The following is a 20,524-nucleotide window of genomic DNA, read 5'->3' on the forward strand; positions in this document are numbered from 1 at the left end:
TTGGTATATCTCAAGCGCCAGGCGCGCAACAAACAAAGACAAGAGGTTCAAGGCATGACCAGCAACGCCACCGTCACAGGTAACGTCAAAACATACACCGTCGTAATCGTGGGCGGCGGAGCCGCGGGTATATCGGTTGCGTCCAGCATTCACAAACGGGACAGCAGCATCGACATTGCCATTATTGAGCCTGCGGATACGCACCACTACCAACCCGGCTGGACCATGGTGGGAGGTGGTGTTTTCCGGCCAGAGGTGACCTCCCGGCCGATGGCGGACGTGATGCCCCGTTTTGTTTCCTGGTACCAACAGGCAGTGAGTTCAGTAGACCAGGATAATGATCAGGTGCTTCTGAAAGACGGCTCAGCACTGGAGTACAAGGCACTGGTGCTGGCGCCCGGTCTGGAGCTGAACTGGGGCGGCATCGAAGGCCTGGAAGAGGCGCTGGGCTCCAACGGCGTCACCTCCAACTACCGGGAAGGCATGGCCAGCTACACCTGGGAAATGGTCCAGAGCCTCAAGAAAGGCCGGGCCCTGTTCAGCCAGCCACCAATGCCAATCAAGTGTGCCGGTGCGCCCCAGAAAGCCATGTATCTGTCCGCCGATTACTGGCTCAAGCACGGCGTCCTGAACAATGTGGATGTCCAGTTCCACAACGCCGGAGCAGTTCTCTTCGGTGTAGCCGATTACGTCCCGGCACTGGAAGCCTATATCCAGAAATACGGCATTGACCTGAATTTCCAAAGCACTCTGGTTGCAGTGAATGGCCCCACGAAAACAGCGGTTTTCCGCTCGGCGGATGGCGAGGGCAACAGCCAGGACCGCGAAGTCACCTTCGATATGCTGCACGCCGTACCACCCCAGCGTGCGCCCAAGCTTATCCGGGAATCCGACCTGGCCAATGAAGGCGGCTGGCTGAATCTTGAAGACGACACCCTGCGCCATAAAACCTACGCCAACATCTTTGGCCTTGGCGACGTGAGCGGAACCGGCAACGCCAAAACCGCTGCGGCGGTGCGCAAACAGGCACCAGTGGTGGCCGAGAACCTGGTCGCCACGCTCAGAAACCAGCCGCTCCAGGCCGCCTACCTGGGCTATGGTTCCTGCCCGCTGACTGTGGAAAACGGCAAAATCGTGCTGGCGGAATTCGGCTATGGCGGTGTACTCCAGCCCAGCTTCCCGAAATGGATCAACGATGGCACCAAGGCAACCAGAGCTGCCTGGTGGCTGAAGGCAAAACAACTGCCCGCCCTGTATTGGCATGGCATGCTGAAGGGGCATGAGTGGCTGGCGAAACCAGCCCGGAGGTAGAATACAAGCCCATACTGGACGGGCCTGGAGTCATGGGCTGTAATCTGTGTCAGGATAGTCTTCCTTTCTGATCGGTTTTTATCAGTGAAACTGTTAATTGGAGAGTAAACGGCACAGACTTTTTGAATCCAGGGCGCCTGAATGACCGGAACTTCCATCGAAAGACAACGGCTGGCTGCCCTGGAACGTCTCGGTATTCTTGATACTCCCCCGGAAGAGCGCTTTGAGCGCCTGACCCGAATTGCCCGCCAGTACTACAAGGTGAAAACCGCCCTTTTCTCGATCCTGGACGCCGATACGGTTATCGGGAACCTTGAGGTGTGCCGCGACCTTGGCGCTGATATCTCATTGGATGATTTTGGCACGGGTTACTCCTCTCGGAGTTATTCCCGAAAACTGCCCGCTCAGGAAATCAAGATTGACCAGTCATTCGTACAGGATATGCTGAGGTGTGACGATGACAGCATGATTGTAGAAGCTATTCTCAGTCTGTCTCACAGCTTCAAGCGAAGAACCGTTGCCGAAGGGATTGAAACCGTTGAACTGGAAGCCCGGCTGATTGAGCTGGGCTGTGAAACCGGCCAGGGCTTTTTATACAGTCGGCCACTCCCCCTTTCCGAAGCATTGGAGTGGGCGAAGGGTTTTATATGGGGTAGCCATTATAGCGTTGATTAGCTGATAAGCGCGCCCAAAAAGTGAGGGAATACATGCCATTATCCGCGGAAACCAGGCTCAAGGCCATCCTGGATGGTACTGGTGCCGGTACCTGGGAATACAATCTGGACACCGGTGACATCATACTCAATGACCGGTGGGCAAGCATGCTGGGTTACAGCCTGGAAGAGCTCGCACCAATCTCTTTCCAGACCTGGGAAAGCCTCTGCCATCCCAAGGACCTTGGTCCTGCAAACGAAGCTCTGGCCAGCTATCTGAATGGACAGGGGCCCCAATTCGAGTGCGTCTTTCGGATGATGCACAAAGACGGCGAATGGCGGCACATTCATTCGCGCGGAATGCTGCTCAACAACGGCAAGAATGATGGAACCCGGTGGCTGATGGGCACCCACCTTGATGTAACCGAGGAAAAAACCAGCCAACATCAACTTGAGCAATTGGCCGAATCTCTTCCTGGCATTATTTACACCTTCGTAATGGAGCCGGATGGGCAGTTTCACTTTTCCTATATCAGCCGGAAAACCGAAGACCTTTACGGAATTCACTCCGACCAGGCCATCGCCGATCCCCAGAAAATGTTCGATGTGGTTCACCCGGATGATCTACAACGCGTTCAGGACTCCATTGGCCTTTCCGCAGAATCTCTTTGTGAATGGGTGTGTGATTATCGGGTGCTGGTCGAGGATCGAATCACCTGGGTCCGGGGTGTCTCCAGACCCGAACGGGATACCGACGGAAGGGTGACCTGGCATGGGGTGATCACCAACATCAACGATCAGAAACGTCTTGAGCTGGAACTGGAACATTTGTCGATCACCGATGAGCTCACTGGGCTCTTCAATCGCCGGTACATGCTCCACAAGCTCGAAGAAGCTGCCGCAGAGAATGAACGTTACGGGGGCATTTTTTCGGTCATTTCACTGGATATCGATTTCTTCAAAGCGATCAACGATTCCTGGGGACATCCAACGGGGGATTCCGTGCTGCAGACCATCGCAAAGCTGATCCAGCAACGAACCCGAAAGTCCGATATTGTCGCCCGAACCGGCGGCGAGGAATTCATCGTGCTGATGCCCAATACAGCATTAGCCGATGCCCGACACGTTGCAGACGCCCTCCGGATGGCCCTGGCCGCGGAGGACTTTGTCAGCGACGAAGGGGAAAGATTCACCGTCACACTCAGTGCGGGGGTGGTAAGCTGGTCGGATGACACGGCTTCGGTACGGGACCTGCTTTCGGTGTGTGACCGGTCCCTGTATGAAGCCAAAAGGGCAGGCCGGAACCGTGTGGCGGTCAGGGGCGGGACAAACCCGAACTGATCCTCACCGGAAACGTCTCGTATTTATTCAGCCAGAATAACCATCAGTGGAGAATATTATGATTGGATACGTCACCATCGGCGTAAGTGATATGGAAAAAGCAAAGGCCTTTTACTCGGAACTGCTCAGCGATCTGGGTGCCAAGGTATTGCTGGATATGGGCCGCATCGCGTTTATCGGCAAAAGCATGGGCTCCCCGATGCTCGCCGTCTGCACCCCCTTCAATGGCGAGCCCAATCACCCGGGCAATGGCAACATGCTGGCCATTCATCCCGGTCCAAAAGAAGCGGTGGATGCCCATTACCGCAAGGCCATTGAACTGGGCGCCACCTGCGATGGCGAGCCCGGACAACGGATTCCTGATCAGTTCTACGGCGCCTACGTGAAAGATCCTGACGGCAACAAGCTGGCGTTTTTCCACTTCGGTTAAAGAACGCGGAAGGCCCTCGGAAGAGGGCCTTTGACTAAAACCACCAGCCGGGTAACAGATTCCGAACCGGTGGCTTGAGAAAACGGTCGTCAATCAGCCAGATCACCCCTTGATCCTCCGGCGTCCGAATCACCCGGCCAGCCGCCTGGGCCACTTTTTGCAGGCCCGGAATCAGGTAGGTGTAGTCATATCCCGCACCAAATCGTTGCTGCAGTCGCTCCTTGAGAATCTCATGCCAAGGGTCAAACGGTGGCAGGCCGAGGGTGGCGACAAAGGCTCCGATCAACTGGTCCCCAGGCAGGTCGATGCCTTCACTGAATACCCCACCCAGAACCGCGAACGCCACGCTGCCGCGACCTTCCCGGAACTCCGCCAGAAACGTGGCGCGTTGCTGTGGGCTCATACCCGGCTGTTGGGACCGTTGCGGAACATCCGGCGCTTCCCGGGCAAGCGCCTCACTGACATCATTCAGGTATTTGAAACTGCTGAAAAACGCCAGATAGTGGCCGGGCCGCTGCCGGTACTGCTGTGCGACCAGCTCGGCAATGGGTTCAGCCGACGCCTGCCGGTGTGCCTGGCGGGTACTGATCCCGGGCGTGAAATGCACCTGTAGCTGATCTGCCGTGAACGGGCTGGGCAGAGAGATAAAGCGGCTGTCTTCGGGCAGGCCCAGCAGATCCCGATAATAGATCCCGGGGCTCAGGGTTGCTGAGAACAGCAGCACCGAGTGCGCCACCTCAAACCGTTCCCGCAAGAAGTCCGCCGGTATCAGGTTCTGGATAGTCAGGCTGGCCCGGCCCCGGCCGGCCCGCTGGAACTCACACAGGGAGTGATCCCCGAAGGACTCCGCCAGCCTCATGAAGGCCACGCTCTCGAACAGCAGTTCCTGAAGCGCCAGGTCCGGTGGATTGTCGGCCAGGTAATCGGTCAGGCTGGAAACCATCGCCTGCAGGGCGCCAAGCAGCTGGGCGGGCAGAGACTCGAGAAACACAGGTTTTTCGTGATCGGCCTGGTGATCCCGAATCAGGCTCTGCCACGACCGGGCTGCGCGGTCGATCGACGACTTCAGCGGCTTGGGTGCTGTTTTCTTGGTCCTCAGCAGTCGTTGCTGATCCAGCCGAACGGAATACATGCCCCGGCCCCGGTCTACCAGGTTGTGGGCTTCATCCACCAATACACTGACCTTCCAGTTATTCTGGCGGGTCAGACCATGGAGCAGGGCAGACTGGTCGAACAGCCGGTTCACATCACCGATCACCACATCGCTCCAACGAGCCATTTCCTGGGCCAGAAAATAGGGGCAGATGTCGTGACCGGCAGCGATTTTCGCGAGGGTGTCCTGATTCAGGATACCCTCGGTCCGCGCTGCTTCGGCCCGGGCGTCCGGTAACCGGTCGAAGAAGCCTTTCGCCAGAGGGCAAGAGTCACCATGGCAGGCCTTGTCCGGATGTTCACAGGCGTCGTTTTTCGACACCAGTTCCAGGGTTCTCAGGGGCCAGTTCGGGACAGTCTGGGCCAATCGCAGCCGCGTCACCGCATCCATGGCCAGCTGGCGCGCCGTGTTTCGGCAGGTAAGGTAGAAAAGCCGGTCCTGCCTGGCCGACGGCATCGCCATTAACGCCGGGAACAGGGTGCCCAGGGTTTTGCCCAGACCCGTCGGAGCCTCGAGCAGCAGGGTGCCCGATTTCATCGCATTCTTGTAAACGGTCTCGGCCAGTTGACGCTGTCTGGGTCGGAATTCAGGGAAGGGAAACGTAAGGCCGGCAAGCAGGGCATCCCGTTGCTCCCGGTGGTGCGCTTCCTGTTCGGCCCAGGCCTTGTAGAGGCCACACAGGTTTTCCAGTTCCTGCCAGAGTTCCCCGGCGCTGGCGGTTTCCACCACCGGCGTTTCCTTGTCCTTGCCGGTGTCGTAATAAATCAGCGCCAGTTCCAGCTTTTTCCGACTTTCCTGCCGGCACAGCAGGGCACCGTAGGCCCTCAACTGGGCCCGGTGGAGCGCCCGCTGATGCTCTCGAATGCGGGACAGATCACCTCGGTGGGTCTTGATTTCTTCCAGCCGGCCACGATGTGGATTATAGACGTCGGCTCGCCCTGAAAGCTCCAACCCCAAACATTCACCAGTAAGTAAATACTCGCTTTTATAGCCATAGCCGCGCCGGGACTGGATTGCCTGATGGCCGGTGATGCCCTCCTCGGCACTGGGTGCCGGCGTATAACGGAAATCCAGATCGCCTTCGCGGGCGGCAAACTCACAAAGGGTGCGGACGGCTACCTTCACCGTCATTCCATCACCCTATTGCCCAGCCAGCGGACATAGCACACACTCGCGGAAATTCCCTCACCCGCGAAAAATTCAAGCCAGCGCATCTGGTGATCCTGCAACCGATCCCCCGGACCCTTAACTTCGATCATCTCGTAACGTTTATCAGGGGTAGTATTGCCGGGAAAAAACCGGATCAGATCAGGAAAGCCGCTGCGATGCTCCCGGATATTCAGCATCAGGCGCCGGAACAGGCACTCGAGATCCTCCGCGGGAATGCAGTCCAACGCCAGATTTAGCAGCTCTTCATTGATCACCGGCCAGGTCACGAAGGGGTTGGTAGTGTCCTGCTTTGCCAGATAATTTGCCAGGATACGGTGCCGGTAACTGCCGTCATGAAGGCGGGTAATACACTGGTCAAAAGATGCCTGGCGACGGCCCACGAAATCCTCCCGGGTCAGATCAGCCGGCCCCACATGAAACGGATGGAAGAAGGCCCCCGGCACAGACTCAAAGATGGTCTGCCAGCAGAGCAGCCCGAACAGACCATTGATGAGGGTATTCTCTACATAAAAGACCGGGGCATCATCCTGCCACAGGTGCTGTTGTACGGCGAATTCAACCGAGCCCAGCGCTGGTTTTGGCAGAGTCAGTGTGAATTCCTGGATTGAGGGGTGCGCGGAAGTGGGCGGCATCGGCTTGCCGAGCCTGCTCGCCAGACGTTTCAGGATACGAGCCAGGCCCTGGGCCTCGGCATCGCTCAGTGGCTGCGCCTGCCACCGGGCGGCGATGGTCCAGGCTTCCCGGTGACGTTTCATCCGCTCCAGCAGCCGGAGCTGTTTCAGTCGTGCTTCCCGATGGCCACTGGCACCAAACGCCTGCAACGCCAGCTCCCGGTCGCCCTGCCGTTCAGCCTGACGACCCAGCTCCAGCAACAAACGGTCGCGGCGACTGGTCAGCCAGGCGTTGTCCGAAGGCGCCGGCACTTCCGGCCAGACTTCACGGGCGGGTACACCCTCATCCAGCCATTCCCGGCATTGATGCATGGCGAGATACAGGTCCACCTCCGTGCGACTCTGAAAAGCCCGGGAATCCGGGGTGAAGGTCACTGGTTCATAGCGTTGGTGCCCCAGCTCCACCAGAACGAAATCGGACCAGCTTTGGCGGAGATTGCCAAAGAACATCAAACGGACCCGGTCAAACAGCGCCATGTGGTTGATGCAGACAACAGGGGGCATCTGCTTGCCCAGCCAGTCCGCCAGCGGGCAGACATCCGGGAAGGAGGGCCGCAACGCCTCCAGCATGCGCCCCTTCGGAAGCGTTTTGGGCCATCCCGCATCATGCAGCGCCCCTGCAAACACCGGGCGCAACTCACCCAGCGTGTAGAGGCGAAACAGTTGATCGATGGTGAGTACAGGGCTGGTATCCAGCCAGTTGCCGGCAACCAGTTCTTCAAGAGCCTCGGACTCCGGTACGCCAAGTTCCGGATAATGCAGTTTCTCGGCACGAAACAGCTCACCCGTGCGCATTACCATCCGGGTCAGCAGCGCCCGGGCGGGCACGGAAAGCTCCCGGAATGCACTGAGTCGATCCTGCTCCTCCCCGGTCAGCAAATCAGCGTGGTGACTCTGCACCCAACCAATCACGGTTTCCATGTTTTCGAGGTAATACAGCGGATTGTCGAGATCCGCCGTACCCGGCCTGGTGTCCTTCGGACTCTGTAATGCCATAACCTGGTTCAGTTCTCCAGTAAGTGGTTCCGGGTTTGAAGCAGTCGCACTGACCCGGGAGCGCGGTGCTGTCGTATCGACATGTTCGATTACAGGAGAAGCCCATGACCGCACCCATTCTGATTACCGGCGCCGGCCAGCGTATCGGTCTGGCCTTTGCCCAAGCCTGTCTTGCAAAAGGCCAGCCCGTCATTGCCACCTATCGCACTTACCGTCCGGCAGTCGATGCGCTGCAGAAAGCGGGCGCCGACTGCATTTATGCCGATTTTGCCACGGACGCAGGCATCAATGCGTTCATTGCCACTCTCACGAAAAAAACCGATTGCCTCAGAGCCATTGTTCACAATGCGTCGGACTGGATGCCCGAAAGTGATGACACGGATCCGACCGATGTCATGAACGCCATGCTGCATGTTCATGTCATGGCTCCTTACCGCATCAACCTGGCCTGTCGGGGTTTACTGGAGAACGGCAACACACCAACAGACATTATCCACATGACCGACTATGTGGTCGAAAAAGGCAGCGCAAAGCACATCGCTTACGCTGCCAGCAAGGCGGCTTTGACAAACCTGACGCTGTCCTTTTCACGATTGCTGGCACCGCGGGTCAAAGTGAACAGCGTTGCCCCCTCTTTGATCATGTTCAATAAGAACGACGACGTAGCCTATCGGGAAAAGACACTGAAAAAGTCTCTGATGGGAATTGAACCGGGTGTGGATGTGGCGGTGCAAACACTCCTGTTCGTGCTAGACAATCCGTATATCACAGGTCGAACGCTGTCACTGGACGGAGGCCGTCACCTGATGTGACGGGGGTCAAATGCCAACCTCTGAGGGATACAGTTGCACGCCGGCAACCTTCCAGGAACCATCCACCGACACCATTCGGTAATAGGCATCCCAGCGTTTACCGTCCGGTCCCTGCAGCTTCACAACCTGGATTTCGAATGTGCCATGCGGAACCCGCTCATCGAACTCAATGGCCGTAGCCTGATGAACCGCGGGGTAGGCCTGTCGTACCATATCAATGAACACGTCTGACGAACCAAATCGTCGCTTAATCCCTTCAGAAGCAAACGCCCAGGCCGCCTCCGGCTCATTGTTGGCGAACGCTTCAATCTGCATCAGGATCGTTTCCCGGATTTCCTGGTCGGTGTCATCTGCCAGAGGCTGCGTCGGCCAGAGCAGCAGCAAGGACGCCGAGAGACTGATGACCAAAGACGCGGGGAGTACCCACGCTCTCAAAACCGTTGCAACCATGTCGCGACCCTCCTGTTCATATTTTAAACAATACGGCACGGGCGGGCCGCTGGATTCTGTTAACGCCCCTTTCCGATGTAAAAGGTCCGATTTTGTTACCAGTTACGGTAACCTGACGAATCGGGAATAAACTTATCACGCGACAAGGATCTCCATGGCCGACCATTCCGCCATTGAACCGGGCTTTCACGCCATTCATGCCAATCATCTGGAAGACCTGCGCCGCGCCGTGGTTTTTATCTGTCAGCAAACGCCTCTGCCGCCGCTGGAGAACGAAACCTTTCTGGTGCAGAGCAACGGCATTGCCCAGTGGCTGAAACTGGCACTGGCAGAGAAACGGTCCGAAGACGGCAACGCTGGTGGCCTCGGCATTGCTGCCGGTATGGATTTTCTGTTCCCTGCGCGGTTTATCTGGCAGGCCTACCGGGCCGTGTTGCCGGCCGGAGAGGTGCCGGAACAATCCCCCTTCGACAAGCGCCGGCTGGTGTGGCGGCTTTACCGGCTACTGCCGGAGCTGGTCAGCCAGGATGACGTGTTTACCCCCCTTGCCCGATTCCTTGACGGCACCGACCCTGACCTTCGGGATTTCCAGCTGGCCGAAAAGGTCGCAGACCTGTTTGACCAGTATCAGGTGTTCCGGGCCGACTGGCTCAGCGCCTGGGAGCAGGGCCGCGATGTGGTGATTAGCGCCCGCAATGAGGAACGGCCGCTGAACGAAGAGCGACGCTGGCAGCCGGTCCTGTGGCGGCGATTGGTGGAAGACATCGGCGTCGACGCCCACACCAGTCGCTCACGGATTCACACCCGGTTCATGACGGTGGGCAAAACACTGACAGTGCCGACCGACCCCGCCCGGCTGCCCCGGCGCATTGTGGTGTTCGGCGTATCGTCGCTGCCCCGACAAGCTCTGGAAGCGCTCTACGTTCTGAGCCGGTTCAGTCAGGTGGTACTGTGCGTCCACAACCCCTGTCAGTTTTACTGGGCCGACATTATCAGTGACAGGGACCTGCTCAGGGCCGAGCGCAAGCGAGGTGTCGCCCACCCGACGCTGTCGCAAATGGGCGATCCGGACCAGCTGCACCAACACGCCAATCCGCTGCTGGCCGCCTGGGGCAAGCAGGGCCGGGACTATATCCGGCTGCTGGATGAATTTGATAACCCGGACGAGTACCGCGGCCATTTCCAGACCCCGGATCAGAAAATCGACATCTTCTCGGAACACGGCCATGCGGGAGCACCCTGCCTGTTGCACCAGCTTCAGAACGACATCTACAACCTGACGCCGTTGCAGGATATTCGCGACGAGCAGCGACGGGTTGCTCTCGAACAGGATCACTCCCTGGTTTTTCATGACGCCCACAGCCCACAGCGGGAAGTGGAAATCCTGCATGATCAACTGCTCGCCGCTTTTAACGCGGACCCGACCCTCCGGCCACGGGATGTCATTGTCATGATGCCAGACATCAACGTCTACGCACCGCACATTCAGGCCGTGTTCGGGCGCTACCAGCCCGGTCGCCGGCGCCACATCCCGTTCACCATCTCGGATCAGGGTCAGCGCCATCACGAGCCTGTTCTGATCGCGCTGGAAACGCTGATGTCTCTGCCGCGGAGCCGGTTTGCGGTGAGCGAGATCATCAGCCTGCTGGAGGTTCCGGGTATCCGGGAGCGTTTCGGCATCACCGAGGATGAGATTCCCCTGGCCCGACGCTGGGTTGAGGGGGCGAATATTCGCTGGGGCCTGCACGGCCAGCACCGGGAAAGCCTGGAATTGCCCGCGAGCCTTGAACGAAATACCTGGCAGGCGGGCCTGCGCGCCATGTTACTGGGGTACGGTATGGGCGACGACGAACCCTGGGCCGGAATCGAACCCTATGGCGAAATCGGAGGCCTGCAAGCCAGCCTGGCTGGCCGGCTGAACGACTTCATCCACAAACTGGAACAGCTCTGGCTGGCACTGCAGTCACCGCGTTCGCCGGCAGGGTGGGAAGCCCTGTTCTCCGACATGCTGGAACAGTTTTTCGACAGGGTAGAGGGCACGGACCTGCTGTTGCTGAATCGCTTCCGACGTCAGCTTGAGCAATGGCTGGACGATGCTCTGGCCGCAGGCCTGGACACGCAGCTCTTACCCCTGAATATCGTCAAGGACGTGTTGCTGGATGGCCTCGACGAGGGCGGCCTGAACCAGCGCTTCCTGGCCGGTAAAGTGAATTTCGCCACCCTCATGCCAATGCGGGCCATTCCGTTCCGCAAAGTCTGTCTGCTGGGTATGAACGACGGCGACTACCCGCGTTCACGGCCGCCGGTGGATTTTGATCTGATGGCAGAGGATTATCGTCCCGGCGATCGCTCCCGCCGGGAAGACGACCGTTACCTGTTTCTGGAGGCCCTGTTGTCGGCCCGGGAACAGCTGTATATCAGCTGGGTCGGCCGCAGTATCCGGGACGACTCCGAGCGACCGCCGTCGGTCCTGGTAGCTCAGCTTCAGGATCATCTCGACAGCCTGTGGCGGTTGCCCGAAAACCCCGACAGACCGGTGACCCAAGCCCTGACCACCCAACACCCCCTCCAGCCGTTCAGTCGGGACTACTTCCCCCGGGCCAACGGCATGGAAGCGGGTGAAGACACCCTGCCGAAACCCCTGAGCTCGGTACTGCAGGCACGTAATCTGTTTACCTATGAACGCGAGTGGCGGCTCGCCCACAACCGCGAATCGGTAGCGCGGGAACAGGAGGCCCTGCCGTATCTTGAACCGGAAGAGCCGGTCGCCCTCAACGATCTGGCGCAATTTCTGAAAAAACCCATCGACACTTTTTACCAGCGCCGGTTGCAGGTTCGGTTTGAGGCGGTCGAAGACGACGATACCGATAACGAGAATTTCGACCTGAATGGCCTGGACCGTTGGCGTCTGGATAACGAACTGATCCAGGACAGCCTGTTGAAAGCGGGGTCCGAAGAAGACCTACAAGAACGTCTTGAGAGCACTCTCGACCGGATGGCCCGCCGCGGCGACCTGGGTATGGGTGTGACCGAACAGCGACTGCGGACCGAACTGGCTGGCCGGTTGCCGGATCTGTTTCAACGCTACCGCGACTCGGTAAATCAATGGCCGGAAGCTGTCGTCGAGCCCTTGGCCTTTGATTACCGGTTCAAAAGCGCGACAGGGTCTGTGGAAGTGCTGGACCTGATCGATAACCTTCGCGGCAATCCCGACGGGCATCTGTGCCGCCTGGTGGTGGCAGGCTCGAGCCTGCTGACCGGCTCCGGCTCCAGCAAGAGAGTCCGCTACGCCAACCTGATGCGGGACTGGGTGATTCACCTGGCCGGCCAGCTCACTGAACGGCCTTTTGAAACCCTTATCCTCGGCAAGGAGGAAGGCCGGAAGTTCCGTTTCGAGCCGCTACCACCGGATCTGGCCAAGGCCCAGCTGGATGCCATTCTCGCCCGCTGGATGGACGCCACCACACGCGCCCTGCCACTGCACTGCGAGGCGGGCTTTGCGTGGATTTACAGCTTCTACCAGAGTAAGAAATTTCTGGGGGATCATGAGCGTGCAATCAGCGATTCTGAACAGGCCTTCAGCCACGCCCTGGACCGGGACACCGGCTATCTGCGCGGCACCTATGAAACGGCCGAACTTCTGCTGGCCAGTGGCGAGTTCGAGGCCCTGGTGCACGAACTGTATGTCCCCTTATGGGAAGCGGAGCAGGGCAAATCGGCGGCCGGACAGATCGAGGGACACCTATGAGCACCGAGATGAGCAACCGCAACCCGAACCTTGATCCGTTAACTCTGCCCCTGCATGGCAGCACGCTGATTGAGGCCAGCGCCGGTACCGGCAAAACGTTTACCATTGCCATCCTGTACGTGCGCCTGGTGCTGGGGCATCAGCAACCGGAGAGCAGTCCGCTGGCCCAGGGCATACTGCCACCGAACCTGCTGGTGGTGACCTTTACTGACGCCGCCACCAAAGAATTGCGTGATCGCATCCGCACCCGCCTTACCCAGGCCGCCGAGGCGTTCTCGGACGCCGCCGACAGCAGCGCAGCATCGCCGGAAACTGCACTGATTTACCAGTTGCGAGACGAGAGTTATCCCGATCCGGCGACCTGGCCCGACTGCCGGAAAAAACTGCTGCTGGCCGCAGAATGGATGGATGAAGCCGCGGTTTCCACTATCCATGCCTGGTGCAACCGCATGCTCAGTGAGCATGCCTTCGACAGTGGCAGCCTGTTCAAACTGACCCTGGAGACAGATCAGACGGACTTGCTGGATGACGTGGTCCGGGACTACTGGCGCACGTTCATCTATCCGTTGCCTGAGGCTCTGATGGACGAAGCTCTGGGCCACTGGAAAACCCCGGCTGATTTGCGTAAATCCGTTCGCAATCTGATTCCCGAAGCCGACAGTCTTGGCGCGCCGTCCGGTGATGTGAAGGACGCCATTGAAGCGGTCCGGCAACGGCGTCTGAACCAGGCTCTGAAACTGAAGCGCTATCCCTGGGGCGACTGGAAGAGCGAGGTACTGCAGCTTCTGGACAGTCTGCATAAGAGCAAGCGTCTGCACGGCGGCAGCAAAAAGACCATGGTCGTAGCCTGGGACACATTACTGGAATGGCAGACCGACGATGCGCTGTATCCGGAGGGCATGGACAAGGCCGGCTTCCAGAACCAGACGCCGGAGGTCCTGCCCACAAAACTCAAAGGCGAAGACCCGGCACCATCGCATCCGGCCTTTGACGCCATTGCCGAACTGATCACCTTCAGCCAGAACCTGCCGAGTGCAGAATCCGACATTCTCAAACACGCCACTGGCTGGATCGCCCGAAGGCTGGAATCCGAAAAGCAGAAGCGCTCGGAAATGGGTTTTGATGACCTGCTGACCCGGCTGGACGAAGCCCTGCACGGCCCCCGTGGCAACCAACTCGCTGCCACCATTCGTCGGCAGTTCCCGGTAGCACTGATCGACGAGTTCCAGGACACCGACCCGATTCAGTACCGCATCTTCAACCGCATATATCGGGTCAAGGATAACGATTCCCACACTTGCATGCTGATGATCGGGGATCCGAAACAGGCGATTTATGGCTTTCGGGGCGCGGACATTTACACCTATCTGGAAGCTCGTAAGGGCGCCCGGGAACGGACCTGGACACTGGGACGCAACTTCCGCTCGGCCGAACCCATGGTCAAAGGAGTGAACCGTGTGTTCGAATTCGCGGATCAGAACACCCTCAGCGGCGCCTTTCTGTTTGGCAGGGGCGACACCTCGCCGCTGCCGTTCCAGGGTGTAAACGCCAACGGCACCAAACGGCTGTGGTCAGTGAATGGCGAATTCCAGCCCAGCCTCACGTTCTGGATGCTGGAACGCCAGGAGGAGGACAAGAGCGGCAGTCCCAGAGGGCTGGCCAAGGGAGCCGCCACCAGCGATCTGGCCGAGGCCTGCGCCAGTGAAATTGCCCGGCTGCTGACGCTGGGCCAGCAGGGCAAGGCGGGCTTCGCCCTGACCGATAACCCCGCGGATATGAATGCCGTGGCGCCCGGTGATGTTGCCGTTCTGGTGAACAACCGAAACGAGGCCAGCGCCGTCCGTAATGCCTTGGGCCAGCGCCGCATCAAAAGTGTCTACCTGTCAGACCGCGATTCGGTACTGACGTCTCCAGAAGCCGCGGAAGTGCTTTGCTGGCTCAGAGCCTTCGCGGAGCCCCGCCAGCTTGGTCTGGCACGCGCGGCACTGGCGACGCCGACACTGGCCCAGTCCTGGCAGTCTCTGAACCAGCTCCTGACCGATGAAATCGCACTGGAGCGGGAAATCGAACGTTTCATGGGTTACCAGCAACAATGGCAAGCCCAGGGTGTACTGCCCATGCTGCGCAGTTTCCTGATGGACTTTGACGTGCCCGGGCGACTGCTGCAGCGCCCCGATGGCGAACGGCGGTTAACGGATATTCTGCACATCGCTGAGCTACTGCAGCAGGACAGCCTGCAACTGGACGGTGAACACGCTCTGGTTCACCACTTTACCCAGATCCTGCGAGCTGCCGATGAAGAAGACGAACACCGGACCCTGCGGCTGGAAAGCGATGCCGGACTGGTTCAGGTGATCACGGTGCATAAATCCAAGGGTCTGGAATACCCGTTGGTATTCCTGCCCTTTGGTACGTCGTTCCGGGCAGAGAGTGACAAGCAGGCGTGGGTACGTTACCACGACGACACCGGTCGCCTGGTGACGGTGTTTGACCCAACGCCGGGCGATATTGCCCAGGCAGACCGAGAGCGGCTGGGGGAAGATATCCGTAAGCTTTACGTGGCTCTGACCCGGGCACGCTTTGCCACATGGGTCGGTGTCGCCGCGATCGATCAGTGGCACCGGAGTGGCCTTGGTTACATGCTGGGCGCCCAGGACAGCCCTCAACAGTCGCTGGCCGGGCACCTGGAGCCGATGGCCAAAGCCGAGCCGGCCATCGCAGTGGCAGTCTTACCCGAGCCTTCCGGTGCGAGCTACGCTGAGCCTGCACCGGAATCCCTGGGTCCGGCCCTGGTCTCGACCCGGGAGGCCAGGGAAGACTGGTGGATTGCCAGTTACTCCTCCATCGAATATACCGGCATGGCTGGCACCGGTATTGTCTTCAGTGGCGAGGTGGAAGACGCCCAGACCCAGAACCTGCTGGAGGAAAGCGCCCAGACATCGGAGGGCGAGCAACCGGAATTCACCACAGCACTCGATCACCATCATTTCCCGAAAGGAGCAGGGCCCGGAACCTTCCTGCACGAAATACTGGAATGGTGTACGCAACAGGGTTTCCGCACCATCGTCGAAAACCCTCCGCTGTTGCGGGACATGCTTACCCGCCGTTGCAGCACCCGCGGCTGGAGCGATTGGGTCCAGCCACTGGAGCAGTGGCTGCTCGGGTTGCTCGTTCAACCATTGCCTTTACAGCGGGGCACAACCGAGCAAGTATGCCTGGCCGACATCGGCATCTTGCGGCCGGAACTGGAATTCTGGTTTGAAAGTCGTAACGTCAGTACCCGCGCCATGGATCAACTGGTAAAAATCCACACGCTCAACCAGGCGGATCGTCCCCAGGCCGAACCCGGCCGCTTTAACGGAATGGTCAAAGGTTTTATCGATCTGGTGTTCGAACACAACGGTCAGTATTACGTGCTGGACTACAAGTCCAATACCCTGGGTGACAAGGACACAGCCTATACGGACCAGGCCATGGGGGAGGCCATCCTGGAAAAACGCTATGACCTGCAGTACGTGCTTTACCTGCTGGCACTGCATCGTCTGCTGAAGGCGAGATTACCCGACTACGATTACGACACCCATATTGGCGGTGCCGTGTACCTGTTCCTCCGTGGCTACCGGGCTCCAACCGCCGGGGCTTTTACCGACAAACCGCCGAAGAAGCTGATCGAGGTGCTGGATGCCATGTTCGATGGCCAGCCCGGACAAGGGGAGGCCGCCGCATGAGCAAAACCCGACAGTCTGACCAGCAGATCTCCCTGGATTTGAGCAATGAACCCGATGACAAACCGGCCCCGTCAGCTCCAACTCGGGCCCACGATACAGACGCGCTTCTGGCAAGTCCGGACAAGATGGATGCGCTGCTGGATCAGTGGCAGCAGATGGAATGGATCCGTCCGCTGGATGTGGGCTTTGCCCGACTTATCCGAACCCTGTCAGCAGAGCAGGGTGAGGCGCTCCATCCGTTGGTATTGCTGCTCTCGGCCCTGGTCTCGCATCAGGTCGGCCGGGGCCACGTGTGTATCGATCTTGCCAACCTGTTTGCCGATGCCGGCAGCATTCTGTCCCTGCCACCGGAGGATTCGGTTGAGGCCGCAGGCGGGCTCAGAACCGGCGAGACAGTCTGTCCCGAACCGGACAGCATCCTGGCGCGGGTCAGCCTGGAGGACTCCTTAGCCCTATTAGATAAAGCTCAGGCGGTAAGTGATGGCTCACTGACGACACCGCTGGTACTGAATGAAACCAGGCTGTACCTGCGTCGATTCTGGCGTTACGAACAACGCATTGCCGAGGGCATTCAGGCGCGATTGGCGATGTCTTCTCCATTGCAAGACGCTCATTCCGATATGGCTACCACCCTCGGCCTGGCTCTAACCGCGCTCTTTGGCCCCCCTGTCGATATCGATTTCCAGAGACTCGCCTGTGCCCTGGCAGCCCGCAGCCGGTTTTCCGTGATCACCGGAGGGCCGGGCACCGGCAAGACAACCACCGTCGTCAAACTGCTCGCCGCGCTCCAGGCGATTGCCGGAAAATCCGGACAACGTGGCGGCCGTAAGCACCGGATCCGTCTGGCGGCGCCAACCGGCAAAGCCGCAGCCCGCCTGAATGAATCCATTGGGGGTGCCGTCAGCCGACTGCCGCTCAGCCAGTTGCCCGGCAACGTAACCCCGGACGATATCCCCACCCGGGTAACCACCCTGCACCGACTGCTCGGCAGCCGGCCCGATACCCGCCGTTTCCGTCATAACCGGGATAACCTGCTGCTGGTGGATATCCTGGTGATCGATGAAGCATCCATGATCGACATGGACCTGATGGCCTCGGTGTTTGATGCGCTGCCGGCCACCGCCCAGCTGATCCTTCTGGGGGACAAGGATCAGCTTGCTTCAGTGGATGCCGGCGCCGTATTGGGCGAGCTGTGTCAGCGCGCGGCCGACGCTCATTACACCCCCGAGACGTCGTGCTGGCTTGAGGCGATTACAGGCCATTCGATACCGGACAACCTTAGCGATGCCAGCGGACAGCCCCTCGACCAGGCCGTGGCCATGCTCCGTAAAAGTCACCGTTTCAGTGAGGACAGCGGTATTCGTACCCTGGCGGAGGCCGTCAATACCGATACGCTGGACGCCGGAATCCTCCGGGCCTGCAGGGACGGTGAATTTGACGATGTTATCTGGCTGAATGGCCGGAATCCGACGCCGGAACCGAGCAACGCACTGGCCATGATCTGTTCCCACGCGGTTTCCGGCACACCAGAGGCCTTCCGTGAACAGGGCCGGGGCCGCATCGCCAACCACCAGCCGCTGCCGCCACCGGTGGGCTACCATCAGTACCTTAGCCTGTTGAACAACCACGAACTGGATGAAAGGAGTCCAAGAGTAGACTGGGACAGCCTGGCCCTGCAGGTGCTGGAAGCATTTTCGGACTTCCAGATTCTGTGTGCCCTTCGCAAAGGGCCGTGGGGCGTGGAAGGCATCAACGATCTGGTGGCACGACACCTGTTGGCGGAAAAACACATTACTCGCGCGGAAGGCTGGTATCCGGGGCGCCCGGTGCTGGTGACCGGTAACGACTACAATCTGGGACTGATGAACGGGGATGTGGGCATTACCTTTAGTGTGCCCTGGGATCGAAACCAGCAGGGTGAGCCCAAAGACACGTTGCGGGTCGCATTTCCGGCCACAGACGGCAGCGATGGCATTCGGTGGATTTCGCCAAGCCGGCTGCAGCAACTGGAAACTGTGTACGCCATGACCGTTCACAAATCCCAGGGCTCGGAATTCAATCACACTTGCCTGGTGTTACCGGACCGGCTCAGCCCGATAATGACCCGGGAACTGATCTACACAGGCATCACCCGGGCGAGGAACTGGTTCAGCCTGATTACCGGTGACGCCAGCGTGCTGCGGGACAGTGTCCATCAGCAGGTAAGGCGTGCTTCCGGTCTGGCGCAGCGGCTCAGTCAACCGTAACATCGGCTTCAGTGCCACCATCCTCACCGCCGTGGTGCTGCTGTTCCCACAACCTGGCGTAATGGCCAGCCCGGGCGAGGAGGTCATTATGATGGCCGCTCTCTACTATGCGCCCCCCCTCCATCACCAGAATGGTGTCGGCATCACGGATCGTGGACAACCGGTGAGCAATGACCAGGGTGGTACGTTGCTGGCTGACTTCTTTCAAAGCGCCAAGAATCGCCTGCTCTGACAGGGAGTCAAGAGACGATGTCGCTTCATCGAGAATCAGCAGTGGCGGGTTTTTCAGGATCACCCGGGCAATTGCGACCCGCTGTTTTTCACCCCCGGACAGTTTCAAGCCGCGCTCTCCCACACGGGTCTCGTAGCCGTCCGGCAGGCTGTGGATAAAGCTTTCCAGGTGAGCCATGCGTGCCGCCTGATAAACTTCTGCTTCGGTGGCGTCGGGCCGGCCATAGGCCAGATTACGGTACAAGGTGTCGTTGAACAGCACCGTGTCCTGGGGCACCACACCGATCGCCGAGCGCAAACTGTCCTGCGTGACCTGCCGGATGTCCTGGCCATCGATGGTGATGCGACCGGCGTCGACATCAAAGAACCGGAAAAACAGTCTGGCCAGCGTCGACTTGCCAGCGCCGCTGGCCCCAACGACAGCCACGGTGTGGCCCGCGGGAATACGAAAATCCACATCCTCAAGGATGGGACGGTCAGGCCGGTACGCGAAGTGCACATGCTCAAACGTCACCTCTCCGCTGGTGACCCTCAGCGGGGCTGCATCCGGGGCGTCCTCTATGGCGGGTTTATCGCCAAGCAGGCCAAACAAACGCTCGACATTTACCAGCGCCTGACGAATTTCCCGATAGACAAAACCCAGAGCATTCAGGGGGATGAACAGCTGAATCAGATAGGCATTGATCATGGTGAAATCACCCAGGGTGATCTCGCCACTGGCAACTTCTCGCACCGCCATCGCCATGATCACGATCAGTGCCACACCGATGATCAGCGCCTGCCCGGTGTTTAATGCCGCCAGTGACAACCGGTTTTTCAACCGCGCCTGCTCCCAGTCCTGCAGGTCCTGATCGTACAGATCAGCCTCGAAGGCTTCGTTGTTGAAGTATTTCACCGTCTCGTAGTTAAGCAGGCTGTCCACCGCCCGGGAATTCGACTGGTTGTCCCGGGCGTTGGCCTCGCGCACGAACCGGGTCCGCCATTCCGTTACCTTGATGGAAAACAGGACGTAAACCACCACTGCGACCAGAATGGCCAGAACATAACCGATGTTGAACACCACCAGCAGGATGCCGGCCACCATCAGGATTTCCAAAAGGGTGGGGACAATATTGAACAGTGTGAACCGAAGCAGGAAACTGATGCCATTGGTGCCCCGTTCGATATCCCGGGCCAGGCCTCCGGTCTTTCGATCCAGGTGAAAGGCCAGCTCCCGGTTGTGTAAATGCCGAAAGATCCGGAGGGAAACCCGTCGCATGGCGCGCTCCGCCACTCTGGCAAATACCGCATCCCGAAGTTCGCTGAACAGCGTAGCGCCGAAACGCAAGAGGCCGTAGGCAACAACGAGCACCACAGGAATCCACAGTAACAACTCGCCGCCGCGATTCTGGTCGAGATAATCAACGATATATTTGAGTGCCACCGGCGTTGCCACCGTGGCAAGTTTGGCCAGTACCAGCAGAACCAGGGCCAACCCGACCCGGCCACGGAACTCGGAAAGGTAGGGCCAGAGGCCGGCAATCACTTTCCAGTCAGTCTTGTGGTTGCTGGGGTAATCGTTGTCGGCGTATGCGCGCACAGAAA

General features: G+C 59.1%; 12 protein-coding genes. 8 read left to right on the plus strand and 4 right to left on the minus strand.

From position 1 onward, the window contains the following. Positions 1-54: 54 nt before the first annotated feature. The 4 genes from BKP64_RS15165 to BKP64_RS15180 all read left to right on the plus strand — a co-directional run bounded on the left by BKP64_RS15165 (position 55) and on the right by BKP64_RS15180 (position 3,735). Positions 55-1,311 carry an NAD(P)/FAD-dependent oxidoreductase gene (locus tag BKP64_RS15165; protein ID WP_070971936.1) on the plus strand — a complete coding sequence of 419 codons (1,257 nt, stop codon included), beginning with the start codon at positions 55-57 and terminating at the stop codon, positions 1,309-1,311. Between the two features lie 141 nt (positions 1,312-1,452). Next, complete coding sequence (locus BKP64_RS15170; protein WP_070971939.1) at positions 1,453-1,986, plus strand: EAL domain-containing protein; 534 nt, start codon at positions 1,453-1,455, stop codon at positions 1,984-1,986. 32 nt (positions 1,987-2,018) lie between these two features. Then, on the plus strand, positions 2,019-3,305 hold the full coding sequence (locus tag BKP64_RS15175; protein ID WP_070971943.1) for a sensor domain-containing diguanylate cyclase: 1,287 nt from the start codon (positions 2,019-2,021) through the stop codon (positions 3,303-3,305). A 58-nt stretch (positions 3,306-3,363) separates the two neighbouring features. Further along, positions 3,364-3,735: a VOC family protein gene (locus BKP64_RS15180; protein ID WP_070971947.1), complete on the plus strand. Its 372-nt coding sequence runs from the start codon at positions 3,364-3,366 to the stop codon at positions 3,733-3,735. A gap of 34 nt (positions 3,736-3,769) precedes the next feature. Here the strand turns inward: BKP64_RS15180 and BKP64_RS15185 are convergent, their stop codons facing one another. Both BKP64_RS15185 and BKP64_RS15190 read right to left on the minus strand, forming a co-directional pair. Then, positions 3,770-6,019 carry an ATP-dependent DNA helicase gene (locus tag BKP64_RS15185; RefSeq protein WP_227515431.1) on the minus strand — a complete coding sequence of 750 codons (2,250 nt, stop codon included), beginning with the start codon at positions 6,017-6,019 and terminating at the stop codon, positions 3,770-3,772. After that, entirely contained in the window at positions 6,016-7,725 is a 1,710-nt protein-coding gene (locus BKP64_RS15190; RefSeq protein WP_070971953.1) for a VRR-NUC domain-containing protein, read from the minus strand. The genes BKP64_RS15185 and BKP64_RS15190 overlap by 4 nt, the downstream gene beginning before the upstream one ends. Before the next feature lie 104 nt (positions 7,726-7,829). Here BKP64_RS15190 and folM point away from each other — a divergent pair, with 104 nt between their 5' ends. Further along, complete coding sequence (gene folM, locus BKP64_RS15195; RefSeq protein ID WP_070971957.1) at positions 7,830-8,537, plus strand: dihydromonapterin reductase; 708 nt, start codon at positions 7,830-7,832, stop codon at positions 8,535-8,537. A gap of 6 nt (positions 8,538-8,543) precedes the next feature. Here the strand turns inward: folM and BKP64_RS15200 are convergent, their stop codons facing one another. Next, entirely contained in the window at positions 8,544-8,987 is a 444-nt protein-coding gene (locus BKP64_RS15200) for a DUF4864 domain-containing protein (RefSeq protein WP_083329230.1), read from the minus strand. A 154-nt stretch (positions 8,988-9,141) separates the two neighbouring features. On the opposite strand from BKP64_RS15200, the gene recC reads away from it, so the two are divergent. The 3 genes from recC to recD are packed head-to-tail and all read left to right on the plus strand — an operon-like array spanning position 9,142 to position 18,709. Continuing rightward, positions 9,142-12,735: an exodeoxyribonuclease V subunit gamma gene (gene recC, locus BKP64_RS15205; protein WP_070971960.1), complete on the plus strand. Its 3,594-nt coding sequence runs from the start codon at positions 9,142-9,144 to the stop codon at positions 12,733-12,735. Beyond that, the gene (gene recB, locus BKP64_RS15210; protein ID WP_070971963.1) at positions 12,732-16,463 is read left to right on the plus strand and encodes an exodeoxyribonuclease V subunit beta; all 3,732 of its coding nucleotides are present in this window, start codon (positions 12,732-12,734) and stop codon (positions 16,461-16,463) included. Before recC ends, recB begins: the two co-directional genes overlap by 4 nt. Beyond that, the gene (recD, locus tag BKP64_RS15215) at positions 16,460-18,709 is read left to right on the plus strand and encodes an exodeoxyribonuclease V subunit alpha (RefSeq protein WP_070971965.1); all 2,250 of its coding nucleotides are present in this window, start codon (positions 16,460-16,462) and stop codon (positions 18,707-18,709) included. Before recB ends, recD begins: the two co-directional genes overlap by 4 nt. On the opposite strand, the gene BKP64_RS15220 is transcribed toward recD, so the two are convergent. Continuing rightward, positions 18,696-20,519: an ABCB family ABC transporter ATP-binding protein/permease gene (locus BKP64_RS15220; protein ID WP_070971968.1), complete on the minus strand. Its 1,824-nt coding sequence runs from the start codon at positions 20,517-20,519 to the stop codon at positions 18,696-18,698. The two genes, recD and BKP64_RS15220, sit on opposite strands and share 14 nt — an antisense overlap. Positions 20,520-20,524: the final 5 nt, after the last annotated feature.

Source organism: Marinobacter salinus, from assembly GCF_001854125.1.
In the GTDB taxonomy this organism is placed as follows: domain Bacteria; phylum Pseudomonadota; class Gammaproteobacteria; order Pseudomonadales; family Oleiphilaceae; genus Marinobacter; species Marinobacter salinus.

Coding starts and splice junctions, on each gene's coding strand:
- BKP64_RS15165 (WP_070971936.1), top strand. CDS start 55: ATGACCAGCAACGCCACCGTCACAGGTAACGTCAAAACATACACCGTC.
- BKP64_RS15170 (WP_070971939.1), top strand. CDS start 1,453: ATGACCGGAACTTCCATCGAAAGACAACGGCTGGCTGCCCTGGAACGT.
- BKP64_RS15175 (WP_070971943.1), top strand. CDS start 2,019: ATGCCATTATCCGCGGAAACCAGGCTCAAGGCCATCCTGGATGGTACT.
- BKP64_RS15180 (WP_070971947.1), top strand. CDS start 3,364: ATGATTGGATACGTCACCATCGGCGTAAGTGATATGGAAAAAGCAAAG.
- BKP64_RS15185 (WP_227515431.1), bottom strand. CDS start 6,019: ATGACGGTGAAGGTAGCCGTCCGCACCCTTTGTGAGTTTGCCGCCCGC.
- BKP64_RS15190 (WP_070971953.1), bottom strand. CDS start 7,725: ATGGCATTACAGAGTCCGAAGGACACCAGGCCGGGTACGGCGGATCTC.
- folM (WP_070971957.1), top strand. CDS start 7,830: ATGACCGCACCCATTCTGATTACCGGCGCCGGCCAGCGTATCGGTCTG.
- BKP64_RS15200 (WP_083329230.1), bottom strand. CDS start 8,987: ATGGTTGCAACGGTTTTGAGAGCGTGGGTACTCCCCGCGTCTTTGGTC.
- recC (WP_070971960.1), top strand. CDS start 9,142: ATGGCCGACCATTCCGCCATTGAACCGGGCTTTCACGCCATTCATGCC.
- recB (WP_070971963.1), top strand. CDS start 12,732: ATGAGCACCGAGATGAGCAACCGCAACCCGAACCTTGATCCGTTAACT.
- recD (WP_070971965.1), top strand. CDS start 16,460: ATGAGCAAAACCCGACAGTCTGACCAGCAGATCTCCCTGGATTTGAGC.